This window comes from Psychroserpens sp. (genome assembly GCF_034670085.1).
In the GTDB taxonomy this organism is placed as follows: Bacteria; Bacteroidota; Bacteroidia; order Flavobacteriales; family Flavobacteriaceae; genus Psychroserpens.
Map to the genome: position 1 here is coordinate 337,748 of NZ_JAXMOD010000003.1, position 26,159 is coordinate 363,906.

Sequence of the window (26,159 nt, forward strand, 5' to 3'; positions counted from 1 at the left end):
TTATTTGCTTTTCTCAAATTAAAAGTTACATTGAGGTCTTGCAAACTTTTAAAATACGACAGAATATATGAGGCAATTAAAAATTACCAAACAAGTTACCAACCGCGAATCTAAATCACTAGACAAATACCTACAAGACATCAGCAAATTACCTATGATTACTGCTGAGGAAGAAGTTGAACTCGCTCAGCGTATTAGAGAAGGAGATCAAGCTGCTTTAGATAAGTTGACAACGGCTAACTTACGTTTTGTGGTTTCTGTTGCTAAACAATATCAAAATCAAGGACTTACACTTCCAGATTTGATAAATGAAGGTAATGCTGGTTTAGTTAAAGCAGCAAAACGTTTTGATGAAACTAGAGGATTTAAGTTTATTTCTTATGCTGTATGGTGGATTAGACAAGCAATTTTACAAGCTTTAGCAGAACAATCTCGAATAGTTAGATTACCTTTGAACAAAATTGGTTCAATTAATAAGATCAATAAAGCGTTTTCATTTTTAGAGCAATCGCATCAAAGAGCACCTAGTGCTGAAGAAATTGCTCATGAATTGGATATGACAGTTTCAGAAGTGAAGCAGTCTCTGAAAAACTCAGGTCGCCATTTATCAATGGATGCACCTTTAAAAGAAGGAGAAACGTCAAGCTTATATGATGTTGTGAAATCTGGTGAATCACCAAATCCAGATCGCGATTTAATGAAAGAATCATTAAACGTTGAAATCAACAGAGCTTTAGATACGTTATCACAAAAAGAAAGTGATGTGATACGTTTAAACTTTGGCTTAAGCAATGAACCACCAATGACTCTTGATGAAATTGGAGTAACATTCGATTTGACAAGAGAGCGCGTTAGACAAATACGTGAAAAAGGAATCAGACGTTTACGTCAGGATTCAAAAAGTAAAATATTGAAAACATATTTAGGATAAATTATAAACATTAAAACAAGTAAATGATTAAGATATTAGTAAAAGAAGGAGAAAGTATCGAACGTGCTTTAAAGCGTTACAAAAGAAAACACCGTAACGTAAAAACGATGCAAAACATTCGTGAGAATCAGTTTTTCACTAAGCCTTCAGTAAAAAGAAGAAGGGAAATTCAAAAAGCTGGATATATTCAAGGTTTAAGAGATCAAGAAGATATTTAGTAGAATTTTTCCAATACAAAAAAAGCATACTTTTTACAAAGTGTGCTTTTTTTGTGTTCAGTTTGTACAACTGTTTCCAATAAGTAAAGATAAATAATTCCTTGTTTTTTACTGTGCCATCTTGAAGCTAAGCAATGGTAAACTTCACCACCAAGCCTTCGTTACTTCTTATATTAAACACTCTATCATCATCAAAAATCAAATATTGTCCTTTAACACCAACTAATTTACCAGTATAAGAATGTTCTTTTTCAATGTTTAGACTTTTTGGTTTCTCAGGATAACTTAACACAGGAAAATCAATATTAGTTTCAGAGTTTGAAGCGATATAATAATCTTGGGCTTCTTCTGGGATATAAGATTTTAGTCGTTCGCGCCATTCAACTAAATTTTCATCTTCTATATCATTTTTTAGCATTTTACGCCAATTGGTTTTATCGGCAACATGATCTTTTAGAGCGACTTCGGTAATTCCGGCGAGATATCGATTTGGCACTTCTACAATTTCAATGGCTTCGTGTGCACCTTGGTCTATCCACCGTGTTGGCACTTGACTCTTTCTAGTCACACCAACTTTTACATTACTAGAATTAGCTAGATATACAATATGAGGTTGGAGTTGCACTCGTTTTTCATAATCCAAATCACGATCTTCTTTTCCTAAATGAGCAGTACTTAATTCTGGTCTCATAATCCAATCTCCAGCTTGAGGAATATCAAAAAAATCTTCCCTACAAAAGCCTTGTCGGTAAATAGGTTTGTTTAATCCGCATTTTAAACATTGATGTTTTACAAATTGCATGGTGATGTTTTTTCCCAGTAACTGATTCATATTCAAGAAATCATTCTCAAGAATCAAATAATATTGAATGGGTTCAGCAAACTCAGTTTCCATTTTTGTTAAAACACCTTGATAAAACATAAAAAAAAAGTATTATTTTTAAAAAATAAAGATACTATAAAAATGCCGATTCCCTTAGTTAATTCAATTGCATCATGGTTCTTAAAAAAACGATTTCATCAAATTGAATTGTTTTTAAAGTATCCCAATGAAGTACAAAATGAATTACTTTTTCAGTTGATTTCTAAAGCAAAGGACACTGAAATTGGCAGGCAATATGATTTCGATTCTATAACCAATTACAACACCTTTTCTGAACGCATTCCTATTTCATCTTATGAAGACTACCAAAAGGTCATAGAACGTTCTCGTAGAGGTGAAAACAATATATTTTGGCCTACACCAATCAAATGGTTTGCTAAATCTAGTGGCACAACACATGCAAAAAGTAAATTTATTCCAGTTAGCCAAGAATCCTTAGAAGATTGTCACTATGCAGCAAGTAAAGATTTACTTTGTATGTATCTCAACAATAATGAAGATTCGCAATTGTTCAACGGAAAAGGTTTGCGACTAGGTGGCAGTAAAGAATTGTATAGTGAAAACGGAACTGTTTTTGGTGATTTGTCTGCAATCCTTATTGATAATATGCCGTTTTGGGCTGAATTTAGCAGCACACCTAGTAGTCGCGTGTCATTGATGAGTGATTGGGAAACTAAAATGCAAGCGATTGTTGAAGAAACCATAAATGAAAATGTTACCAGTTTGGCTGGAGTTCCTTCATGGATGCTAGTATTGCTTAACACAATTTTAGACGCAACAGGTAAAGACAACTTATTTGACATTTGGCCAAACCTCGAAGTCTATTTTCATGGAGGTGTGAGCTTTGTTCCTTATGTAGATCAGTATAAAGCTATTTTACCAAAATCTAGTTTTAAATATTACGAAATCTATAATGCTTCGGAAGGCTTTTTTGCCATTCAAGATCATAACAATAGTAGTGAGTTATTGCTAATGTTAGACTATGGTATTTTTTATGAATTCATCCCTATGTCAACTTATGGCACAGCCAACATAAAAGTGATTCCGTTAAGTGAGGTAGAAATTGATGTTAATTATGCTGTGATTATTACCACTAATGCTGGTCTTTGGCGCTATAAAATTGGTGACACTATTCGGTTTACCTCAACCAATCCTTACCGAATTAAAGTGTCTGGTAGAACAAAACATCATATTAATGTATTTGGAGAAGAGCTAATTATTGAAAATGCTGAAGATGCATTGCGGCAAGTTTGCAAAACTACAAATGCTGAAATTGTTGACTATACGGCAGCTCCAATTTTTATGGAAGGTAAAGAAAAAGGTTCTCACGAATGGCTTATAGAATTTAAAACACCTCCTAGTAATGTAAGTGATTTTAAAGAGCTTCTCGATAGTACGCTTCAATCTTTAAATTCTGATTATGAAGCTAAACGATATAATGATATGACCCTTAATATGCCCAAAGTTCATATTGCTAGAGAGCGATTGTTTTACGACTGGCTAAAACAACATAATAAGCTTGGCGGACAGCATAAAATTCCACGTTTATCTAATAATCGTGAGTATATGGATGAACTTCTACAACTAAATACCACCACCCAATCCTTTGGTCGATAAAATTCGCAAGGTTTCTTTTTTTATCGGAAAATCGCTCTGTTCAACTAATAAACTATCTCATTTTTAAGGTTTTAGCATTCTAGAGGTAACTTTACAATGCTATTAATCATAATTCCCCAAAAATGAAAACCTCAACCCTCATGGTATTTACCTTACTTTTTTGTTTGGTAGGCACTTCAATCTCCTCTAATTCTAATGTAGAAAAAAAATCCTCGAAACGCAGTGATGAACTCAACCAAAGCGGACTAGAATTTTTTGTACACAAAGAAGACATCAATACAAAGTATACTGAATATGCTTCTACTACTTTTAAGAACAAACTCATTGTAGTGTCTTCTAAAAAAATTGGTGGACTAGGAAATGGTATTGACAAACATACTAACGAACCATTTTCTGAACTCTTTTGTTTAGATATTGATGGTCATGGAAACGTTTCCAATCCGTTATTTTTCTCAAGAATAATAAATACCAAAGACAATGAAGGTCAAGTGTCATTCTCTCCTGATGAAAAAACAATGTATTTCACAAGGAGTTCTAGAGAAAATTCTAAGAATTATAAATTGTACAAAACTATTCTAGTTGATGATACATCTGGGAACTGGACTGATGAACTTGAACTTGCCATAAGCAATGACGATTACTCAATTGAAAATCCACATGTCACTTCAGACGGAAAGCAATTATATTTTTCATCTAATATGCCAGGTTCTATTGGTGGTTACGATATTTATGTGTCTAATATAAGAGAAGACGGTTCAATTGAACAACCAAAAAACTTAGGTCCATCTATAAACACAGAAAAAGATGAGAAGTTTCCTCACACATCTTCTGATGAAAAGAAATTATTTTTCTCGTCAAAAGGACATCAGACACTTGGTGGCTTTGATATTTTTGTTAGTTCGCTATCGAATAACACATTTAAAAGCCCAAGAAACCTAGGTGTAGATGTAAATTCACCGAAAGATGAAATTGCCTTCGTTTTTGTGAATAATGACGATGGATTTTTCTCTTCAAACAAAATTGATGGAGAAGGTAGTTTTGATATTTATCGTTTCAAAGCCAATCCTATTTTTCAACAATTACAAGGCATTGTTGTAAGCGATAAGAATCAACCATTATCAAATACAACAGTTTTACTTTTAGATGAAGAAGGTCAAGAAATAGAACGTCAAATCACAGGAATTGATGCACACTATAGTTTTAAAGTAAAAGCTTTTGAAACCTATTCTATAAAAGTATTAAAGAAAGGCTATGAGAATTTTGAATCAACCTTTTCATCATTCCAAATTGACGATGATATTTACAGAGAAATATTAAAATTATCGTCAAAAGTAACCGCAATTAGAAACTGATTTTTAATAACATCGACGAACTACACTAGTATTCTACCACATAACGAGTATTTAATAAGGTTCATCCAAAACAGTCAAAAGTAGTTTTTATCTCAATTAATTGCCATTATATTTACAAAGTAATAATCAGAAATACATATTTAATTTTTGATTTTCAACCCTTAAAAAACACTTTGTAAAAAGTTATAAATATTGTTTAGCAATGTTAGTTTTTAAATCCAAATAAATAAAAACCACTCCAAAAGAGTGGTTTTATTTTTTTTATAAAAAGTTGTATAACTAATTTAAGAAACTGCTTTCAATTTCTTTAACGTTGTTTTTTCTAGTTTACCTTCAGCATAAGATTTGGTTACATTTAGCTTTTTCTCATCACCACTTGGCAATTCAAACATAGCATCAGTTAAAATCTCTTCACACAACGAGCGTAAGCCTCTTGCTCCTAATTTATACTCGATAGCCTTTTCTACAATAAAATCTAATGCACCATCTGTAATTGAGAAATCAATATCATCCATCTCGAACAACTTCTTATATTGTTTGATAATGGCATTCTTTGGTTCAGTTAAAATTGCTCTTAAGGTTTTAGCATCCAAAGGATCCATATAGGTCAATACAGGAAGGCGACCAATAATTTCAGGAATTAAACCGAAATCTTTTAAATCTTTGGGATTTATATATTGTAATAAATTATCACTATCTAAAGATTCACCTTCATGTGCAGCCTTATAGCCTATTGCAGCTAAATTAAGACGCTTAGATATTTTCTTTTCAATACCATCAAAAGCACCACCAGCAATAAATAAGATATTTTCTGTATTCACTTCAATAAACTTTTGATCAGGATGTTTTCTTCCTCCTTTTGGTGGAACATTCACAACCGTTCCTTCTAATAATTTAAGTAACGCTTGTTGTACGCCTTCACCAGAAACATCTCTAGTAATAGATGGATTATCACTTTTACGAGCAATTTTATCAATTTCATCAATAAAGACAATTCCTTTTTCGGCCTTTTCTAAACTATAATCTGCAGCTTGTAATAAACGTGTCAAAATACTTTCAACATCTTCACCAACATAACCAGCTTCGGTTAGTACTGTCGCGTCGACAATTGCTAAAGGCACATTAAGCATTCTGGCAACTGTTTTCGCCATCAAGGTTTTACCTGTACCTGTTTGACCAACCATAATGATGTTACTCTTTTGTATTTCAATATCATCATCTGTAGAAGGTTGAAGTAAACGCTTGTAGTGATTATAAACTGCAACAGACATTACTTTCTTAGTATATTCCTGTCCAATAATATATTCGTCAAGAAATGCTTTAATTTGAAGTGGTTTTCTAAGCATCAACTCAGAAGACAACTCTGCATTATCTGATTGTTTCGATTCTTCTATAACAATACCATGTGCTTGCTCGATACAACGATCACAAATATGTGCATCTAATCCTGCAATTAACAAATTGGTTTCTGGCTTTTTCCTACCACAAAACGAACATTCTAAATCTTCCTTTGCCATTTTTTAAGTTATAATTAGAAAGTTAAAAAGAATTATTTCTGAATCTTTAAATCTCTTTTAACTCTCTAGTATATTTATCCTCTTGATAGCACTTCGTCTATCATTCCATATTCTTTAGCTTTATCAGCTTTCATCCAGTAATCACGATCACTGTCTTCATAGATTTTGTCGTAATCTTGTCCTGAATGCTTACTAATAATCTTATATAGTTCTTCTTTAAGTGTCAAAATTTCACGAGCTGTAATTTCAATATCGCTAGCTTGCCCTTGAGCTCCTCCTAGAGGTTGATGAATCATTACTCGAGAATGTGTTAAACCACTTCGCTTTCCTTTTTCACCAGCACAAAGTAAAACGGCTCCCATTGAAGCTGCCATACCTGTGCATATGGTTGCTACATCTGGTTTAATTAATTGCATAGTGTCATAAATACCTAAACCTGCATACACACTTCCTCCTGGAGAGTTGATGTAGATTTGAATATCTTTAGAAGCATCTGTACTTTCTAAAAATAGAAGTTGTGCTTGAATTATATTTGCGACCTGATCGTTAATGGCTGTTCCCATAAAAATAATACGATCCATCATCAAACGAGAAAACACATCAAAAATTGCGATATTCATTTGACGTTCTTCTATAATGTTAGGTGTTAAAGCATTTGGATACATACTACTAATAATTTTGTTGTAATATGTGCTGCTAATGCCTTGATCTTTTATTGCGAATTTTTCGAATTCTTTTCCGTAATCCATAGGTGTTTTTGAAATAATTTATTGTGAACAAAAAAGCGTAAAACCATTCAGTTTTACGCTCAAATATACTAATTTATAATGTAAACTTTTAACTGTAGAACTCTTTTACGAAATCATCGTAAGTTATTTCTTTTGTCTTCAAATTTGCTTCTGCTTTATAAAGATTTAACAATTTAGTACTCATCAATTGTTCAGATAAGCGCTTCACTTCGTCTTTATTAGATAAAATACGAGATGCGATACCATCTAATTCCTCATCCGTAGAATTCATTTGACCAAACTGAGCCATTTGCACTTTTATCATCTCCCTTGCATGTGCTTTAAGATCATCAAACGTAACTTGAAGGTTAAATTTTTCAATTAATTTCCCTTCTATTAGTTGGTAACGCATACTTTTTTCAGACTTTTCATATTCTTCTTTAGCCTGATCTGCATCCATTACTTCTTCACCTGCAGTTTGCATCCATTTTTGTAAAAATGAAGCTGGTAAATCAAATTTTGTGTTTTCAACTAAACTCTCAGTCACATCATTCAATAATTTTTGATCGCCTTGCTGAGCAAATTGCTTTTCAGAATCTTCTTTTATTTTATCTTTCAATTCAGTTACTGAAGTGACTACACCTTTACCAAACAATTTATCAAATAATTCTTGATCTAAATCTGCCAATTCTCTAGAGTTGATTTCATTAATTGTGAAATTCACTTCTACATTTAAGCCATGAGCATCATCATGAGTTACTTTTAAGAAGTTTATTAAATCATGATCATCGTTAAATAATCCTTTTGTTTTTAAGGTTATAACATCACCAACTTTTGCACCAATGAATTGCTTTTCGGTAGCCTTTCCTTTAAATTTATCTAGAGTAATTGTTGCTGAGTTATTGATACCTTTCTCTTCGTTTTCAAAAACACCAGTGATTTCAGAATCTTTGGCAACGGTTTTTTCAGACACTATTTTACCATATTGTTTTCTGATATGTTCAACTTGGTTATCAAGCATTTTTTTATCAGCAACGATATTATAATGTGTAATGGCTTTTTTACCTTTCAAGTTGACTTCAAACTCAGGTGCTAAACCTAATTCAAATTCAAACGTAAACGCATCAGAATCCCAATCTAAATCATCTTGAGGTTTTGGTAACGGATTACCAAGTACATCTAGTTTTTCTTCAGTTAAGTATTTATTTAGAGCGTCTTGTAATAATTTATTAACCTCATCAACCAATACAGCTTTTCCATATTGTTTTTTCACCATTCCCATTGGCACATGACCTTTTCTAAAACCAGGAATGTTAGCCGATTTACGATAATCGGTAAGTATTTGCTCTACTTTATCGCTATAATCTTCTTTTGCGATATCTACTTTTACCACTGCATTTAATGCATCAATGTTTTCTCTTGTAATGTTCATTTTATATACTATCTACCCGAAAGGGATTAACTTTTTTACGTTAAAAAGGGCTGCAAAAATACGATATTTTTTACAACCCAACAATATTTTAACTAACTGATTATTAGTCTATTTTTTCTTCTCATTCAAAAACGAATAGGCAATAGATTGCGAAATAGATAATAAGATACTAAAGAGTAAAGCAGTCCAAAACCCATTAACACCAAAACCTTCAATAAACTTATCTGCTAGTAGTATAATACAGGCATTAATAACTAATAAAAATAGCCCTAATGTCACTATAGTTATGGGAATGGTTAAAATAATTAAAATCGGTTTCAAAATTGCATTTAGCAATGCCAAGACAACTGCCACTATAATCGCAGCTTCAAATCCGTCTACTCCAACACCTGGTAAAAAATGTGCTAAAAGCAACACAATACCAGCAGTAATTAAAAGTCTTAAAATAAGATTCATATTAAAAAAGTTTATTTGATTATGCGATTAAGATATGAAATTTATCACAGCATCGTAAAATTCTTTAGGATTTTCGGCATGTAACCAGTGACCAGCATTGCTAATAGTTTCAATTTCAGCCAATGGAAAATGTTGTTTAATCAAAGTTTCGTCATTAGGCATTACATATTCACTTTTATCACCACGAAGAAATAAGGTTGGCTTTTCAAATTTAGAATGAATTGGCAATGCTTCACCTACTTCAGATACATGCTCTTTTAACACCTCTAGATTGATTCTTAATGCCAACTGTCCTATTTCAATCCAATATAAATTCTTTAACAAAAACAATCGGGTTCCGTAATCAGAAACATATTTTGATAAAACATCATCTGCTTCACCTCTGCTTTTTAATTCAGAAAAATCTAAAGCACTTAATCCAGATAGTATAGTATCATGATGAATAGGATAAAATCGCGGACTGATATCTGCTACCAACAATTTAGATACTAATTCTGGGAATAACGTTGAAAACAACATCGCAGTTTTTCCACCCATAGAATGTCCTAATAGGATAATATTATTCAATTGATGATCGTCACAATAGTGCTTCAAATCTTCAGCTAAAACCTCATAATCAAATGCATTGTCATGAAAACTACGACCATGATTTCGTTGGTCTACCAGATGTATTTGATAACCAGCTTCACTAAATTTAACACCTAAGCTTTTCCAATTGTCACTCATACCTAGAAATCCGTGAAGAATAATAAACGGCTGACCTTCGCCCATAATTTTTGAATGTAGTTTCATTGTACTTTTAATGATATTTGAAATTGAGATATCTCGGCTGTGCTCGATGTGACAATTTATTAACTATTTTAATTTGTGAAGATACATTTGTACTACATTTTCAACCCCTAAATACAAACTTTCAGAAACTAATGCATGACCTATAGACACTTCAAGTAATCCTGGAACATGATCTTTAAAAAACTTGATATTATCTAAAGACAAGTCATGTCCTGCATTCACTCCTAATCCAATGTCATTAGACAATTCTGCAGCTTTAGTGAATGGAATAATAGCTTCCATATTTCCCAGACTATATTGATGTGCAAAACTTTCGGTATAGAGTTCAATTCTATCTGTTCCTGTCGCTTTTGCACCTTCAACCATTTGAAGTACTGGATCTACAAAAATAGAAGTTCGAATTCCGTTAGATTTAAATTCTGAAATGACTTCAGTTAAAAAATCTTTATGCTTAATAGTGTCCCAACCTGCATTAGAAGTTAAGGCATCAACAGCATCAGGAACAAGCGTTACTTGTGTTGGTTTCACCTCTAATACTAAATCCATAAAAGACGAAATTGGATTTCCTTCAACATTAAATTCTGTATAAACCTCTGGTTTTAAATCTCGTGTATCTTGATATTTTATATGACGTTCATCTGGTCTAGGATGAACCGTTACACCTTCAGCTCCAAAACGCTGAACATCTTTTGCAAACTGTACAACATTAGGAGTGTTGCCACCTCGAGAATTACGTAAGGTAGCAATCTTATTAATATTTACACTTAACTTCGTCATTTGTTCATATTTTAACTGCAAAAATACGAAGTACTTACTGCTTATTATGGTTATTTTTAATTAATTTGCGGTTGATTATAAATCCGATTATGCCATTACAACAATACATTATAAATGATATCAAACCGTTGAGCATTACCGATAAGGTTAGTGACTTACAAATGCTATTTAACGAACTTACTTATTCTCATATTCCAGTTGAAAATAATGGCACATATCTAGGTTGTGTTTCTGAAACTGATGCCCATTGTTTTGATGGCGATAAAACAATTGCCGAATGTAACTATGCGATTGAAGGATTCTTTGTAAGATCACATACCAATTGGTTAGATGTCTTAGAAACTTTTGCGCAAAACTCTTGTAATATTATGCCTGTTTTGAGTGCAAAAAATAATTATTTGGGTTATTATGAACTTAATGACATTATTGGTTTATTTAATCAAACGCCTTTCTTTTCTGAGCCTGGAGGTATTTTAGTTTTAGAAAAAGGATTGGCAGATTATTCATTTAGTGAAGTAAGTCAGATTGTTGAATCTAATGACGCAAAAATATTGGGTGCATTCGTCTCTAAATTGGAAAGTGATGTCGTTCAAATTACTTTAAAAATTGGTAATGCTGGACTCAATGACGTCATTCAAACGTTTAGAAGATATAGTTATAATATAGTATCTGGACATGAAGAAGACACCTATGTAGAAAACTTAAAAGATCGTTCAGAGTACTTAAGAAAATATCTAGATATATAATGAAAATTGCTATATACGGACAATATTATCATAATAGCACTCAAGAAAGTATAGAACTACTTTTAGAAGCTTTATTGCAAAAAAATGTTGCTGTTAGTATTGAAAATGATTTTTTCAATATCATTAAGCATGAAAGTAAACAGCCTTCAAAATTAGATGGTTTTGATACTTTTAAGTCCTTAGACGACTCATATTCCATATTAATTAGTATAGGTGGCGATGGAACAATCTTGAGAGCCATTACATATGTAAGAGATTTATCAATACCTATTGTTGGTATAAATACTGGAAGACTTGGCTTCTTGGCAACAATTCAAACCAATCAAATTAAATCTGCGGTTGATGATATCATTAAGGGTAATTATAAAATTTCTGAACGCACACTTTTGTGTGTAGAAACACAACCGGAAAACAAAGAACTCATAGAAACCAATTTTGCACTGAATGAAATTGCTGTAAGTCGAAAAAATACGACTTCTATGATTACAGTTGAAACGCATTTAAATTCTGAATATTTAACCTCATATTGGGCTGACGGACTTATTATTTCTACACCAACAGGATCAACAGGGTATTCTTTAAGTTGTGGAGGACCCGTTATTACTCCTGAAACTGATAGTTTTGTATTAACACCAATTGCACCTCACAACCTTAATGCAAGGCCACTTGTAATACCTGATAATACAGAAATACAACTTAAAGTAGACGGTCGTGAAGAACATTATTTAATATCCCTCGATTCTAGAATTGCCACGTTACATAATTCAACAATAGTCACTATAAAAAAGGCAGATTTTGAAATAAAGATGGTTGAATTGCTGCAAGAAAGCTTTATTGATACGCTAAGAAAAAAAATGCTTTGGGGAGAAGACAAACGAAACTAAACAATAAATTTAAACTAAAACTGTTAATCTCTAAGACTATTTGCCTCAAATTGTTATAGGCAAATCATAATTGTTATATTTGCAAACTTTTAAAAATTTATGAGATATTTAATCTTATTTTTATTAAGTGTGTTTTTCGCCCAAACTAGCCATTCTCAAATATATGAAGTTGGTGCGTTTGTAGGTGGAAGCAATTTTATTGGAGATGTTGGACCAACAGATTATATTTCGCCAAATTCACCTGCTTTTGGATTGATGTTAAAATGGAATCGTAGTCCAAGACATTCTTGGAGAGTATCACTAATATATGCAGATTTAACTGCAAATGATAGAGATTCAGATGATCCAAGACGAGTAGCTAGAGATTATGGATTTAATACTAGTATACTTGAAATTTCGGCTGGAATGGAATTTACATTTTGGGATTTTAACCTTCATTCCTCAGGTTTAAAGGTGGTGCCTTATCTGTTTTCTGGTATTACTACAGCAAAACATGATAATTTCTTTTATGGTCAAAATGGAGAAATTATAAATGAAGACACAAGCAGTTGGGCTTTTGGTATTCCTATGGCATTAGGAATGAAAGCAAATATTACCAACCATATAATCTTAGGATTTGAAATTGGTGCGAGATATACATTTTCAGATGAACTAGATGGAAGCGTTCCTGATGGTGATTTTAAAGACCAAGTTAGTATTGGAAACATAAATAGTGATGATTGGTACGTGTTTACAGGATTTACCTTAACATATACATTTGGACAAAGACCTTGTTATTGCAATTTTTAAATGATTAAAAAAGACCAAATATTAAAAGACAAATTACCACAGCATGTTGCAATTATCATGGATGGTAATGGTCGTTGGGCTAAGAAAAAAGGAATGCTCAGAGTCATTGGTCACGAAAATGGCACTAAATCGGTAAGAGAAATTGTTGAAGCCAGTGCTGAAATTGGAATCAAACATTTAACCTTATACGCCTTTTCTACTGAAAATTGGAAACGTCCTAAACTTGAAGTACAAACTTTAATGAAGCTTCTGGTAAAGTCCTTAAAAAAAGAAATTAAAACATTACAAGATAATAATATCAAGCTTTCCGCAATTGGAAACCTTAATGATTTGCCAAAAAAAGCACATACTGAATTATTAGAAGTTATAGATAAAACTAAAACCAATACTCATATGACTTTGACCTTAGCCCTGAGCTATGGCTCAAGAGAAGAAATGGTTAATGCCATTAAAGAGATTGCTGTGAACGTTAAAAATAATATAATTTCTGCTGAAAGTATTGACGAATCAATTATAAATAAGCATCTTTACACGCAAAATTTACCAGACGTAGATTTGTTAATTAGGACTAGTGGTGAACACAGAATAAGTAATTTTTTGCTTTGGCAAATTGCTTATGCCGAATTGTATTTTACAGATATTTTATGGCCCGATTTCACAAAACAAGACCTATATGAAGCTTTGATAAATTATCAAAACAGAGAAAGACGATTTGGAAAAACCAGTGAACAACTTAGCTAATAAATTACTTTTGAAAACTTACATAAAACAACTATCTACACTATTAATCTTCATTATTTCAAGCGTAGTTGTTGCACAACAAACCAGCTTTAATAACGGAAAAAGTTATATCCTTGAAGAAGTTACTGTTACAGGTAACACCAATTTCAGTGAAACAACCATTGTCTCTTTTTCTGGATTACGAAAAGGTCAAGCAATTATTATACCTGGAGAAGAAATTAGTAATGCTTTAAAAAAGCTTTGGGCTAGTAAATTATTTAGTAGCATTGACATATACTTAATTAAAACAGAAGACGACAAGGCATTTCTAGAAATTAATCTTGCTGACTTGCCTGAACTTAATGAATTAGAAATACAAGGTGTCAAAAAAAATAAAAAAGAAGCTATTATAAAAGACAATAACCTTACTAAAGGTGTAAAAGTCACTGAAAACTTAACAACTACCACACGTACTTACCTCACTAACAAGTACAAAAAAGATGGTTTCCTTAACACCAAAGTCACTGTCAATACTAGTGAAGTAACAAATGACTCCATTGAAAAAAGTCGTGTAAATATGCTGCTTTACATTGATAAAGGTGAAAAAGTTAAAATAGATAAAATTACATTTAATGGCAATGAAAAACTTTCTGATAAAAAACTCAGAAAAGCCATGAAAAACACCAAGAAAAAGAATATTATTCGCCTACTGAAACGTTCAAAATATATTGAAGAAAACTATAAGGAAGATCTTGTAAATATCATCGATAAATATAAAGAAAATGGATATCGAGATGCCAGAATTATTTCAGACTCCATTATCTATAAAGACAAGAAAACTATTAGTTTAAACATCACTCTAGAAGAAGGAGAACAATATAAGTTTGGTAAAATCACCTTTGTTGGTAATAGTGTTTATACCGACGAACAATTACACTCTGTATTGCGAATTAAAGAAGGTGAAACCTATAATGGTGTAAAATTACGTCAGCGAATTGCTGATGACACAAAACCTGACGCCTTAGATTTAACTAACCTCTATCAAAATAATGGATACTTATTTTCTAGTATTAATCCAGTAGAAATTAGTGCAGACGGAAATGTCATTGACATGGAAATACGTGTTTCTGAAGGGAAACCTGCTTATTTTAATAATGTTTCGGTTACTGGTAATGATAGAACAAATGACCACGTTATTTACAGAGAATTAAGAACAAAACCTGGTCAATTATATAGCAAAGCAAATGTTATTAGAACTATTAGAGAACTTGGACAGTTAGGCTTTTTTGATGCACAACTTATAACTCCAGATTTCAAAAACATGAACCCAAATGATGGTACTGTTGACTTAGAGTATAGTGTTGTAGAAAGAGGTTCTAGTCAAATTGAACTTCAAGGTGGTTATGGTGGTGGTGGTTTTATTGGGACACTTGGTTTATCATTTAATAACTTCGCGATTAAAGATATTTTCAAAAAAGAAGCTTATAAACCTGTACCAATGGGAGATGGTCAAACTTTAGCATTACGTTTGCAAGCTTCAAGGTTCTTCCAAACCTATAGCTTTTCATTCTCAGAACCATGGTTAGGAGGTAAACGTCCTGTACAATTATCAACATCAATTTCTCATACAAGACAATATCTTTTTGATCCTATAACAAGAGGTGCAGACAAAAATAAACGTTTTAATATTACAGGTTTATCTGTTGGTTTAGCTAAACGATTAAAGGTTCCTGATGATTATTTTACGCTATCTCAATCTATTGGTATTCAGCATTACGACTTAAAAAATTACAATACAGGTTTATTTACTTTTGGTGATGGTTACTCAAATAACTTATCATATACAATTGGATTAAGTCGAAATAATTTATATACAGATCCAATTTATCCTGAAGGAGGTTCTAGCTTTTCTATTAGTGCAAAAATGTCGTTCCCGTATTCATTATTTAATAAGGTAGATTATAAAGCATTAAAAGATGAACGTGATGCCTTAGACCTTACTGATGCTGATGACCAAATAAGAGTTGGTGAAATTGATCAAGAACGTTACAATTGGCTGGAATTTTATAAAGTGAAATTTAAAGGAGATTGGTATACTCGCATCGTTAAGAAATTAGTCATTAAATCTGGTATAGAATTTGGTTTCCTTGGCGCCTATAATAATGATAGAGGTATTATACCTTTTGAACGTTTCTTCGTAGGTGGTGATGGTTTAGGTAACTTTGCATTAGATGGTAGAGAGGTAATTCAACTTCGTGGTTATCCTAATCAATCCTTATCTTCCCAAGATGGAGGTACTATCTATAATAAATTCTCATTAGAATTAAGGTATCCAATCACACTTGGTGCGCAAGCTAAAATATATGGTTTGATGTTTGCTGAAGGTGGTAATTCTTTTGATAACTTTAGAGATTACAATCCATTTAATCTTAATCGTTCGGCAGGTTTTGGAGTTAGAATCTTTATGCCAGCCTTTGGATTATTAGGTATTGATTTTGGTCATGGATTTGATGCTATTCCTGGATCAACAATTAAAAATGGATGGGAAACTCACTTTATTATTGGACAGCAATTTTAATTTTGGCACGATATTTTCTATAAGCAATATGACGATTTAATGAGTGTGTTAAAATTTTTCAGAATATATTTCGTTAATTTGAAAAGTAAAACATTGACGGAATCGTTATATTTATCTGTCAGTTTAATAATCTTAGAAGATATCAGTAAATTATAAAATAAAACAGATGAAGTATAAAGTTCTTTTTTTAGTGACAGTATTAGGTCTAATGAGCTTTGTTTCTAATGCGCAAGGTCGAGGTGTTAGAATAGGTTATATAGATACAGAATATATCTTACAAAACATCCCTGAATATCAACAAGCAACATCGCAATTAGAGCAAAAAGTTCAGCAATGGAAATCTGAAATTGAGCAACGTTTAAATGCTACAGATCAGAAGAAAAAGCAGTTAGAAAATGAAAGTGTTCTTTTAACCAAAGAATTATATGAAGAACGTTTAGAAGATATTAGGTTTGAAGAAGCAGAAACTTTAGACTATCAGCAAAAGCGTTTCGGACCTAATGGCGATTTAATGATTCAAAAGAAGCAGCTAATACAGCCTATTCAGGATCAAATTTTTGCAGCAGTTCAAGAAATTGCAGGTAATAAAAAATATGATTTCATATTTGATAAATCTGCCGATGTCGTCATGCTCTACTCTGCAGATCGATTTGATATTAGTGAGTTGGTAATTAGAAGTATCACAAGATCATCTAAACGAACACAAGCTAATTCACGTGCAGAGCGTAAAGAAGCAGATAAAGAAGAAGTTGTTCCTGTAATTAATGAAGAACTTGATGAACGTCAAAAAGCGTTAGAGGACAAAAAATCTGAACGTGAAGCAGCAATCGCTAAACGCCAAGAGGACCAACAAAAAAGAAGAGATTCTTTAAAAAATGCAGCTGCAGCACGTCGTCAAAAAATTATTGATGATAGAGCTAATGCTAAAGCAGAACGAGACAGTATAAATGGTGCTAACAGAACAGTTGGAAAAGACACAACTGCCGGAAAAACATCAGATGCTAAAACTGCAGCAAAAAAAGCCGCAGACAGTAGTGAAAAAACACCAGCTCAGATAGCTGAAGAAAAGAAACAACAAAAATTAAAAGATAGAGCTGCAAGACAAAAAGCTCTAGATGAGAAACGAAAAAAAATATTAGAGGATAGAAAAAAAGCTAAAGAAGAACGTGAAGCTCAGAAAAAAAGCAATGACTCTATTCCTAATGAAGATAACTAAAAACAATAATTATAACACGTAACAAATTTTAAAATGAAACAATTTAAAACCCTTTTATTTGCAAGCTTACTTTTTGTTGGAGCAACTAGCTTTTCAACTGCACAAACTAAAATTGCACATATAAACACTACGCAGTTAGTAGAGGCAATGCCAGAGATGAAAACTGCTCAAGCTGAAATTGAAAGGTTGACAAAAACCTATGAAGCAGAAATCAAAACGATGGCTACTGAACTTCAAAATAAAGTAAAACAATATCAAGCTGAAGTAGATACTAAAACTGACGAGGAGAATGCTGCTAGAGGTCAAGAAGTACAAACTATGGAGCAAAGTATTCGTCAATATCAAGGTCAAGCTCAACAAGACTTACAGAAAAAAGAAGCTGATTTATTAAAGCCAATTTTTGAAAAAGCTAAAGCGGCTATTGAAAAAGTTTCTAAAGCACAAGGATTTCAATATGTATTAGATTCTACTCAAGGTAGTGGAGTTCTAGTTGCAGATGGTAAAGATTTATTGGCAGACGTGAAGAAAGAATTAGGATTCTAAGTCACTACACCAAAATAATTGAATATGAAAGCCACTTAATAAAGTGGCTTTTCTATTTTTGCAATACAAATGAATACACAACCTATAGGCATATTTGACTCAGGCATTGGTGGCACATCAGTTTTTAAAGAAATTCATGCGCTTTTACCTAATGAAAACTCAATCTATCTTGCAGACAGCAAACATGCGCCTTATGGAAATAAAAGCAAGCAAGAAATTATTGCGCTTAGCATTAAAAACACTGAATACCTATTATCTAAAAATTGTAAATTAATTGTTGTGGCATGCAACACGGCTACCACAAACGCTATTTCATATTTACGAAAAACCTATGACATCCCTTTTATTGGTATTGAACCTGCTATAAAACCTGCCGCTCTTAATACTGAAACAAAAGCTGTGGGTATTTTAGCTACAAAGGGCACACTTGCCAGTGACTTATTTCATCAAACAACCGATTTATATAGTAATGGCATAAAGGTTATTGAACAGGTTGGGGAAGGAATTGTTCCTTTAATTGAAGAAGGCAAGGTCTATTCACATGAAATGAAAACCTTGATAAAAGGTTATTTGCAACCCATGATAAATGCTGATATCGATTACTTAGTATTAGGATGTACTCATTATCCTTATTTAATTCCTTTACTTTTAGAACTCCTTCCTAAGCATGTTAAAATAATAGATTCTGGGTTAGCTGTTGCGAAACAGACCAAGGCAATTCTTGAGCAAAACGAATTGATCAATACTACAATTAAAACACCCGAAAACTTGTTTTATACCAATACAAATCCTACAGTTCTGAATGACATTCTTGAACGAAAATTTAAAGTAGAATTATTAAATTTTTAAACTACTTAAACCAACTTGAATAGGTTACGTAGTTGTTTGCGATTCTATTGATTTCACCTGAAATTAAGTCTTGACTAATATCCTTAATTTTTTTAGCAGGAACACCAGCATAAATACTTCCAGACTCTACTCTCGTATTGGCAGTAACAACAGCTCCTGCAGCTATAATACAATTACTTTCTACAATGCAATCGTCCATTATAATGCTTCCCATTCCTATGAGCACATTATCATGAATTGTACATCCATGCACAATAGCATTATGACCAATAGACACATTATTTCCAATAGTGGTTGGCGATTTTTGATAGGTAGCATGAATAATTGCACCATCTTGAACATTGACTTTATTGCCCATCTTTATAAAATGCACGTCTCCTCTAATTACGGCATTGAACCAAATACTACATTGACTTCCCATAGTCACTTCTCCAACTATAGTTGCATTTTCAGCGACGTAACAGTCTTCTGGTATTTGTGGGTGAATTCCTTTTACTGGTTTGATTATTGGCATGGTATATTATTTAAAATAAGATAAGAAATCGGCTTTTTTTGAAGCAGACACCATAATTTGTTTGCCGTTACTTAAAACGACACTTCCTCCTTTTCCCTTTAAGTATTTGGTCACTTCATTTACATTGACCAAATAACTTTTATGAACTCTTGCAAAACTACTCCCACTTAAGGCTTCTTCAAAATATTTTAAGGTTTTACTCACGAGTTTCTTTTTATTGTTATTTAAGTAAATTTCTGTATAATTATCATCCGCTTTACAATACATTATATCAGCAGTTTCTATGACTTCAAATCCATTTTGTTGTGGAATGGTTATTTTCCCATTAACAGTATTCGTTTTAGGCACTAAAACTTGATCTTGCAAGGCATCTTCTTTCATTTTAATGTCAGCCACATAATCTACACCTTTAATTAAATCATCAATAGAAATTGGTTTCATTAAATAATACGAAGCATGAGCGTTTAATGCTTCAACAGCATAGTGATTATAAGCCGTTACAAATATGGTTTCAAAATCGACATCACCAACTTTATCTAAGAGGTCAAAAGCATTTCCATAGGGCATTTCTACATCAAGAAAGACCAAATCTAAATCGTGATTTCTAATCAACACTAAAGCTTCATCTACATTTTCAGCTTCGCCTAAAATTTCAACATTTGGACAATACTTTTTGAGATAATTCTTTAAAATTTCTCTGCTAGTTTCTTCGTCTTCTACAATAATGGATTTCAGTTTCATCTAATCTTTTTTTAGGGTCACTACTACTTTGGTTCCTGCATCATTATCTTCTTGAAAATCATCAATAAACACGTCAACCTTATCTTTATACATTACATTTAAAATGGCGACACGTTTTTTAATGTTACCCATTCCTTTTGAATTTTGCTTTTTCTGATGTTCTGTTTTTAAAGCTTTAGAACGCTCTCTTCCAATACCATCGTCAGAAACACTTATTGTAATTTCACTGTTACTTTTTTTATCAATGGATATGTATAAATGTCCTTTTTCAGTTTTGTAGCGCAACCCATGCCAAACGGCGTTTTCAATATAAGGTTGTAACAACATTGGCGGAATGTAATATTCAGATACAGCTACAGCATCATCAATTGTTATTGTATAATCAAACTTATCTTTAAATCTGAAATGCTCTAATTTGGTATATAATTCAAGTAATTCAATTTCTTTCTGTAACGGAATAAAATCTTCTTCGCTATTTTCTAAAACCGATCGCATTAAATGCGAAAAATCAGATAGATATTTATTAGCTGTTCGTTCATCATTACTAGCAATAAAACTATTCACCGAATTAAGTGCATTAAAAATAAAATGCGGATTCATCTGACTTCTTAACGATTTTAAGGCCAATAAATTATTTGCAAAACGCTGTTGTTTAATATACTTATACATCATAAAAGCCATAATCGTTAAAAGCAACATACCAGCTATTAAAGCGTAAATAACAATTTGCTGATTTTTATCTCTAGATTCTGCTAGACTTTCGTTTAATTCTTTATCACTCAAAAGACTAGTGATTCGGTTTTGCTGCTCACTAATGTTTCGCCTCTGTCGGTCGGCTTGTGAAAGTTCTTGTTCTCTTTTAATATAGAGTTCATCAACGACCATAGTATAGGCTTCAAAAGTAGATTTAGCTTTTTCAAAATCTCCAGCATCTACTAGTACATCTGATAATTTTCTTGTAGCATCTTTTTTTACAATGAGATCTTCTCTATCATCTGCCTCTTCTATACTTTTTTCCAGATAAGGAATGGCATTTGCATAATCTTTTTGCAAGGCATACGCATTTCCGATTTTATAGTTTTGTTTTTGTGAAGTTAATGCGCTTTCATTTTCGATGACTGAATCTTTTTCAGCCTCTTTAACATCTTCAACAATTTGCTTTCGTAATTCTATTTCCTTATCATAATTCTCATTGGTATTCTGAAAATCGGCTACTGTTACCTTCTCTTCTAAAGCACGCTTTTTGGTTTGCATTTCAGCAAGATTCATAGAGTTACCGAAAAACACTTCAGCTTTTTGAATTTTACCACTTGCATTATACGTTTGTGCTATTTTTGAATTTAAATCTACTATTTTAGGTGAAATGAGATGCTTTTCAGCTATTTGGAGTCCTTTATTAAAGGCATCAAGGGAAGCATCATAATTTTTAATACTATAATATGTATCTCCCAATCCTTCATAACATGTTATAAGTTGATAGTTACTTAAAGTATTTTTATTTATGGCCTCATAGGTATCTATACTTTCTTGATAATTTTTGTTAAGTCCATAAGCCTTAGCCAAACCCAATTTTGCTGTATTTGTTTCTACATTTTGGAGACTAATTCGATAATTAGTCACTGCAAGATCATACTGTTTCCAAAACATATAAACGTCTCCCAAAACCTCATAAGCTTCCGCGTTCTGCTCAATTGAACTACTTTGAGCTAAAGCCTCACCGACAAACTTTATACTTTTAGCAACATCTATTTTCTTATAGGTCGTGACCGAATCAATAAAGGAATTAAATCTTTTTATATCACGTTTATACTTTTTATTTTCAGCTTGTTGTATAGCTGGTTCTACTTCAATAGTAATGCGATCTTCATCAACTATAGTATAATAAACGGTTTCAAAATCTTTATGTCTTACAATGAGCTCATCACCTTTCCTAGCTTGAATTGAAAATGCTCCTTTTGCATCAGTAATTGTATATGCACCACCATTAATTTCGATATTAACTTTAGAAATTGGTTTGTAGGTATCACTCTCACGGACCGCACCTCGAATAGACAACAATGGTGTATTTGCACGATTAGTGTCCTGCTGAGCCTGCATTTGAAACACAGGTGTACACAACAAAAAAATAAGACTGTATTGGATAATTAACTTCATCATAAAAATTTCAACAGACTAAACTTACATACTTTAATTCATTAAATAAAATTGAAAAATCGCATTCAGGATAAATACAACACCTAAAAAGTAGGGTTCACTCAAAATCTAATCACGCTTACTCATTCTGAGCAGCAGTTACCTCATTCTGGTTTTTTCTTAAAATAAGTTGCACCTAGATTTACGACAGCATTCAATCAAAAAACAAAAATTAAAAATGAAAAAGCACATCTTAGCTAGCATTCTTTTCGTATTGGTTTCAGGAATTAGTATTGCACAGCACAAAGGAAATTATGACGAATTAATATCTAGGCAAAACATATTGCAGTCTGGTAATGCTACTGTTTACAATCCTACAGTACAACATCAGATAAGCAAAACGCTCAACCCAAGCACCACCATTTTTATAGATGTTAAAGCATTGCAAAATGTTCAGGCTACCACTTATACAGCACTATTTAATGTATCTCAAATTGGTGCTACAGCAGAAAACACTAATGCCTTAATGAATGGCAGAATCACTAAAGTTAAAAACAAACTTAAGAGCATTGGTATTCCAGAAAAGGATATTGTTATTGATGTGATTTCATTTGTTCCAAATTACGAAATTGAAGTTCAGAAAAAACTCTTTAGCAAAACGTATACAGAGGTTCCTAAGGGATTTGAATTACAACAAAACCTTCATATTCAATTTACAAAAACCAATCAGTTTGAAGCCATCTTAACCGCTTGTGCTGAAAGCGAAATTTACAATTTAGTGAAGGTCGATTATTATATAGAAAATATAGCTGAAGTCTATAAAAATTTACAAACAGAACTCCTAAAGCTCATTGAAGATAAAAAAAGTTATTATAAAGTTTTAGGATTCGATTTAGCAACACATAACGTAGCAGTCGCTGATGACAAATATTGCTATTTCCCGAAAGATTTCTACCAAAGCTATCAAGCTTTTAACAGTGTGTCCTTTGAAGCTTTAAATAAAAGTAAAGGTGTTACAACTGCTAAAAAACAAACGTCTTACTATTATCAACCGCTGAGCTATGAAAATTACGATGTGGTTATAAATCCAACAATATTAGAACCTGTAGTTCAAATAGGCATGAATATTAGGTTGCAATACACACCAAAACCAAAAGAAGTAAAACCCGAACCTATTACAAAAACCGAAACTACACATAAGTATTTCGTAGTCTCACCAAACGGAACCATAGATATAAAAGAATTACAAACAGATAAATAAATAACAGATGAAAACAATTTTAAAAACAACAGTATTAGCTCTCTGCATGATTACTTTTATGTCCTGCAATGGCAACAATAAAGCGACCAATTCTGACGTAGTATTAGCTGAAACCGTAGAACATGAAACAACCACAAATGTGGTAAATAACCAATTTATAAAAGTGGCATTATTACTGGATACAAGTAATAGTATGGATGGTCTTATAGATCAAGCAAAAGCGCAACTTTGGGATATTGTCAATGAATTATCTTATGCAAAATGCGGTGATGAAAAACCAAATTTAGAAATTGCTTTATATGAATATGGCAATGATAATCTTACAGGAACTGAAGGACATATACGTCAGGTGTTAGCTTTTAGTAGCGATTTAGATGAAATCTCAAAACAATTATTCTCATTAACTACAAATGGCGGAAATGAATACTGTGGACAAGTTATAAAAACGTCTTTAAACCAATTAAGTTGGGGAAATAACCAAGATGATTTAAAACTAATATTTATTGCTGGCAACGAACCATTCACTCAAGGTCGTGTTAGTTATAAAGATGCTGCTAAACTAGCACTAAAAAACGATGTTACTGTCAATACTATTTTTTGTGGTGATTACGATCAAGGTATTTCAACGTATTGGAAAGATGGAGCCGATTTAGCACATGGTGACTATATGGCCATCAACCAAAACAAGGCAACAACTTATGTTGCCACACCTTATGATGATCAAATTTTAAAACTAAATCAAAAGCTTAACAAAACTTATGTTGCGTATGGTGCAATTGGAGAATCAAAAATGCAGCAGCAATCAGTTGAAGATGTTAACGCAATGGGTTATAGCAGTGCCAATGCAGTAAGTAGAACAGTAAGCAAAAGTTCTCATTTGTATAAAAACTCCGCTTGGGATTTGGTAGATGCTGAAAAGGAAAAAAATTTCAACTATGAAGATGTTAAGGACGTTGATTTACCTAAAGAATTAAAAGGAAAAAGTAAATCTGAAATAAAGGCTTATGTTGCTAAAAAAAGTGAAGAAAGAGAATCTATACAAAATGACATTCAAACCCTAAATCAGAAACGACGTAAGTATATTGCAGAACATCAAAAAGATGATGCTAATAAATTAGAAAACGCCATGATTACAGCTATAAAAACACAAGCTAAAGAAAAGAAATATAAATGGTAAATTATGTTGGGCGTTACCAAGGTCGTGCTCTCAGCAGTCGCTTCCAAACTCAAAAAGTTTAGAGAGCTCCAACAAAGCTTCCATCACTAACGCAAAAAGTCTCGAAAATTTCGAGACTTTTTATGTTATATATAATACTTACTAGTTAATTGCAGGACAATTACACTCGTACTTCTCTCTTCTACAATTGAAATTATAACCTAGTGTTATTTGATGAAAGCCTCCATTATTAAACACTACAGAATTTGCTTGATAAGAATAGGTATAAGCAAATACAAAATTATTATAATCTACTCCAAAAAATGGTGTGAAATATTGTAGTTTTTGACTACTAATACCTGTACCGTTACCACTTTGAAATTCAGCACCATCAAAACTTCTTCTGTATGAAATTCCTCCCCATAACTTACCGAAATCCATTTCTCTATAAACTTTAGCATTTATGTCTATTGAAGATTCTTCAGTCGCATCTCTGTACATGTACATGATTGACGGCTCATAACTCCATGGACTATTATATGTACTAAATGTATTTCCAGCAGATATTAAATACGTTCTCAAGTTATCATAAGTTAAACCTTGCTCGTTAAAATTAATGCCTTCATTATTAAGTACATTTTTAACAGTAGCATGGGCATAAAAGTCAATTAAATGATATGAAAATCCAAAATCAACATTAAAATTAGTAGCACTTTGTTCTACACCAGCAATAATTGGATCGAAGCCGTCTGCTAAAAATTCCGTTTCATCGAGTTTATATTGGATTAAACCTGCACTTAAACCAAATGAGAGCATATTTAAATCTATTTCATTACGAGAAAACATTAAATGGTGTGCATAGGTAAAATAAGCACCTGTTTGAGAATGATATCCATTCTTATCGTTGTATACAATAGCTCCAACTGCAGAAGGAGAATCTCCAAGTCTCGTATTGACACTTAATGTTTGCAAGCTCGGCGCTTCTTCTTGCCCAAACCATTGTTGGCGCGCTGTTAATCTCACTTTAGCACAATTTGAAACACCAGCCATCGACGGATGAATTAAATAGTAATTATCAGTTAAGTAATCAGAATAAATCGGTAATCCTTCTTGAGCGTTACCAATTTGGGTAAATAAAGCTAAACTTGCTATTAAACAATATTTTTTAAAATTCATATCTAATTTATCTTTTCAGGGTGAAATGGGCTTTAAATTCTTTTTGTTGTAATGTATTAGGTTCTATGTACTCAACTACAAACCAGTAGTCACTTGTTGGCATTGGACTTCCATTATAGGTACCATTCCAACCCTCACTAGTAGGACTTA

Annotated in this window: 26 protein-coding genes; 14 read left to right on the top strand and 12 right to left on the bottom strand. The window is 32.4% G+C overall.

Annotated features, from left to right (window positions below):
• Positions 1-67: 67 nt before the first annotated feature.
• Entirely contained in the window at positions 68-931 is an 864-nt protein-coding gene (locus VOI25_RS07625) for an RNA polymerase sigma factor RpoD/SigA (RefSeq protein ID WP_323788460.1), read from the top strand.
• A gap of 23 nt (positions 932-954) precedes the next feature.
• Positions 955-1,149 carry a 30S ribosomal protein S21 gene (rpsU, locus tag VOI25_RS07630; protein WP_040281277.1) on the top strand — a complete coding sequence of 65 codons (195 nt, stop codon included), beginning with the start codon at positions 955-957 and terminating at the stop codon, positions 1,147-1,149.
• Between the two features lie 127 nt (positions 1,150-1,276).
• On the opposite strand, the gene VOI25_RS07635 is transcribed toward rpsU, so the two are convergent.
• A complete protein-coding gene (locus tag VOI25_RS07635) occupies positions 1,277-2,071 on the bottom strand; it encodes a DUF2797 domain-containing protein (protein ID WP_323788461.1) in 795 nt (264 codons plus the stop codon).
• Between the two features lie 42 nt (positions 2,072-2,113).
• Here VOI25_RS07635 and VOI25_RS07640 point away from each other — a divergent pair, with 42 nt between their 5' ends.
• Together VOI25_RS07640 and VOI25_RS07645 are read left to right on the top strand one after the other, a co-directional pair.
• Entirely contained in the window at positions 2,114-3,649 is a 1,536-nt protein-coding gene (locus VOI25_RS07640; protein ID WP_323788462.1) for a GH3 auxin-responsive promoter family protein, read from the top strand.
• A gap of 122 nt (positions 3,650-3,771) precedes the next feature.
• Positions 3,772-5,001 (top strand): hypothetical protein, encoded by a 1,230-nt coding sequence (locus VOI25_RS07645; protein ID WP_323788463.1) that lies wholly within the window; start codon positions 3,772-3,774, stop codon positions 4,999-5,001.
• 284 nt (positions 5,002-5,285) lie between these two features.
• Here VOI25_RS07645 and clpX read toward each other — a convergent pair whose 3' ends face one another.
• The 6 genes from clpX to VOI25_RS07675 form a co-directional block, all read right to left on the bottom strand.
• Positions 5,286-6,518: an ATP-dependent Clp protease ATP-binding subunit ClpX gene (gene clpX, locus VOI25_RS07650; RefSeq protein WP_323788464.1), complete on the bottom strand. Its 1,233-nt coding sequence runs from the start codon at positions 6,516-6,518 to the stop codon at positions 5,286-5,288.
• A gap of 74 nt (positions 6,519-6,592) precedes the next feature.
• On the bottom strand, positions 6,593-7,267 hold the full coding sequence (gene clpP / locus VOI25_RS07655) for an ATP-dependent Clp endopeptidase proteolytic subunit ClpP (RefSeq protein ID WP_323788465.1): 675 nt from the start codon (positions 7,265-7,267) through the stop codon (positions 6,593-6,595).
• Positions 7,268-7,355: 88 nt separating this feature from the next.
• The gene (gene tig, locus VOI25_RS07660) at positions 7,356-8,678 is read right to left on the bottom strand and encodes a trigger factor (RefSeq protein ID WP_323788466.1); all 1,323 of its coding nucleotides are present in this window, start codon (positions 8,676-8,678) and stop codon (positions 7,356-7,358) included.
• A gap of 108 nt (positions 8,679-8,786) precedes the next feature.
• Complete coding sequence (locus VOI25_RS07665; RefSeq protein WP_323788467.1) at positions 8,787-9,134, bottom strand: phage holin family protein; 348 nt, start codon at positions 9,132-9,134, stop codon at positions 8,787-8,789.
• Between the two features lie 27 nt (positions 9,135-9,161).
• Complete coding sequence (locus tag VOI25_RS07670) at positions 9,162-9,926, bottom strand: alpha/beta fold hydrolase (RefSeq protein WP_323788468.1); 765 nt, start codon at positions 9,924-9,926, stop codon at positions 9,162-9,164.
• A gap of 63 nt (positions 9,927-9,989) precedes the next feature.
• Positions 9,990-10,703: a pyridoxine 5'-phosphate synthase gene (locus VOI25_RS07675; RefSeq protein ID WP_323788469.1), complete on the bottom strand. Its 714-nt coding sequence runs from the start codon at positions 10,701-10,703 to the stop codon at positions 9,990-9,992.
• An 89-nt stretch (positions 10,704-10,792) separates the two neighbouring features.
• Between VOI25_RS07675 and VOI25_RS07680 the strand changes: the two genes are divergently transcribed.
• From VOI25_RS07680 to murI, 8 genes are all read left to right on the top strand, one after another.
• Positions 10,793-11,449 (top strand): acetoin utilization protein acuB, encoded by a 657-nt coding sequence (locus tag VOI25_RS07680; protein ID WP_323788470.1) that lies wholly within the window; start codon positions 10,793-10,795, stop codon positions 11,447-11,449.
• Positions 11,449-12,333 (top strand): NAD kinase, encoded by an 885-nt coding sequence (locus tag VOI25_RS07685; RefSeq protein WP_323788471.1) that lies wholly within the window; start codon positions 11,449-11,451, stop codon positions 12,331-12,333. The genes VOI25_RS07680 and VOI25_RS07685 overlap by 1 nt, the downstream gene beginning before the upstream one ends.
• 99 nt (positions 12,334-12,432) lie before the next feature.
• A complete protein-coding gene (locus VOI25_RS07690; RefSeq protein WP_323788472.1) occupies positions 12,433-13,122 on the top strand; it encodes a DUF6089 family protein in 690 nt (229 codons plus the stop codon).
• The gene (locus VOI25_RS07695; RefSeq protein ID WP_323788473.1) at positions 13,123-13,863 is read left to right on the top strand and encodes an isoprenyl transferase; all 741 of its coding nucleotides are present in this window, start codon (positions 13,123-13,125) and stop codon (positions 13,861-13,863) included.
• Positions 13,835-16,420, top strand: coding sequence for a BamA/OMP85 family outer membrane protein (locus VOI25_RS07700; protein ID WP_416376064.1), 2,586 nt, complete (start codon positions 13,835-13,837; stop codon positions 16,418-16,420). The genes VOI25_RS07695 and VOI25_RS07700 overlap by 29 nt, the downstream gene beginning before the upstream one ends.
• Positions 16,421-16,586: 166 nt before the next feature.
• A complete protein-coding gene (locus VOI25_RS07705; protein WP_323788475.1) occupies positions 16,587-17,636 on the top strand; it encodes an OmpH family outer membrane protein in 1,050 nt (349 codons plus the stop codon).
• Positions 17,637-17,669: 33 nt separating this feature from the next.
• Complete coding sequence (locus tag VOI25_RS07710; protein ID WP_323788476.1) at positions 17,670-18,179, top strand: OmpH family outer membrane protein; 510 nt, start codon at positions 17,670-17,672, stop codon at positions 18,177-18,179.
• A 69-nt stretch (positions 18,180-18,248) separates the two neighbouring features.
• Positions 18,249-19,028 (top strand): glutamate racemase, encoded by a 780-nt coding sequence (murI, locus tag VOI25_RS07715; RefSeq protein WP_323788477.1) that lies wholly within the window; start codon positions 18,249-18,251, stop codon positions 19,026-19,028.
• 1 nt (position 19,029) lies between these two features.
• On the opposite strand, the gene VOI25_RS07720 is transcribed toward murI, so the two are convergent.
• The 3 genes from VOI25_RS07720 to VOI25_RS07730 are packed head-to-tail and all read right to left on the bottom strand — an operon-like array spanning position 19,030 to position 22,437.
• Positions 19,030-19,542 carry a gamma carbonic anhydrase family protein gene (locus tag VOI25_RS07720; RefSeq protein WP_323788478.1) on the bottom strand — a complete coding sequence of 171 codons (513 nt, stop codon included), beginning with the start codon at positions 19,540-19,542 and terminating at the stop codon, positions 19,030-19,032.
• Between the two features lie 6 nt (positions 19,543-19,548).
• Positions 19,549-20,283, bottom strand: coding sequence for a LytTR family DNA-binding domain-containing protein (locus tag VOI25_RS07725; protein WP_323788479.1), 735 nt, complete (start codon positions 20,281-20,283; stop codon positions 19,549-19,551).
• Entirely contained in the window at positions 20,284-22,437 is a 2,154-nt protein-coding gene (locus tag VOI25_RS07730; protein ID WP_323788480.1) for a histidine kinase, read from the bottom strand. It lies immediately after the preceding gene.
• Between the two features lie 217 nt (positions 22,438-22,654).
• Between VOI25_RS07730 and VOI25_RS07735 the strand changes: the two genes are divergently transcribed.
• Both VOI25_RS07735 and VOI25_RS07740 read left to right on the top strand, forming a co-directional pair.
• Positions 22,655-23,677: an SIMPL domain-containing protein gene (locus VOI25_RS07735; protein ID WP_323788481.1), complete on the top strand. Its 1,023-nt coding sequence runs from the start codon at positions 22,655-22,657 to the stop codon at positions 23,675-23,677.
• 7 nt (positions 23,678-23,684) lie between these two features.
• Positions 23,685-24,854: a hypothetical protein gene (locus VOI25_RS07740; protein WP_323788482.1), complete on the top strand. Its 1,170-nt coding sequence runs from the start codon at positions 23,685-23,687 to the stop codon at positions 24,852-24,854.
• Positions 24,855-24,995: 141 nt separating this feature from the next.
• On the opposite strand, the gene VOI25_RS07745 is transcribed toward VOI25_RS07740, so the two are convergent.
• The gene (locus VOI25_RS07745) at positions 24,996-26,009 is read right to left on the bottom strand and encodes a type IX secretion system membrane protein PorP/SprF (RefSeq protein ID WP_323788483.1); all 1,014 of its coding nucleotides are present in this window, start codon (positions 26,007-26,009) and stop codon (positions 24,996-24,998) included.
• A gap of 7 nt (positions 26,010-26,016) precedes the next feature.
• Positions 26,017-26,159: T9SS type B sorting domain-containing protein (locus VOI25_RS07750; protein ID WP_323788488.1), on the bottom strand; the 143-nt coding region annotated here is incomplete at its 5' end.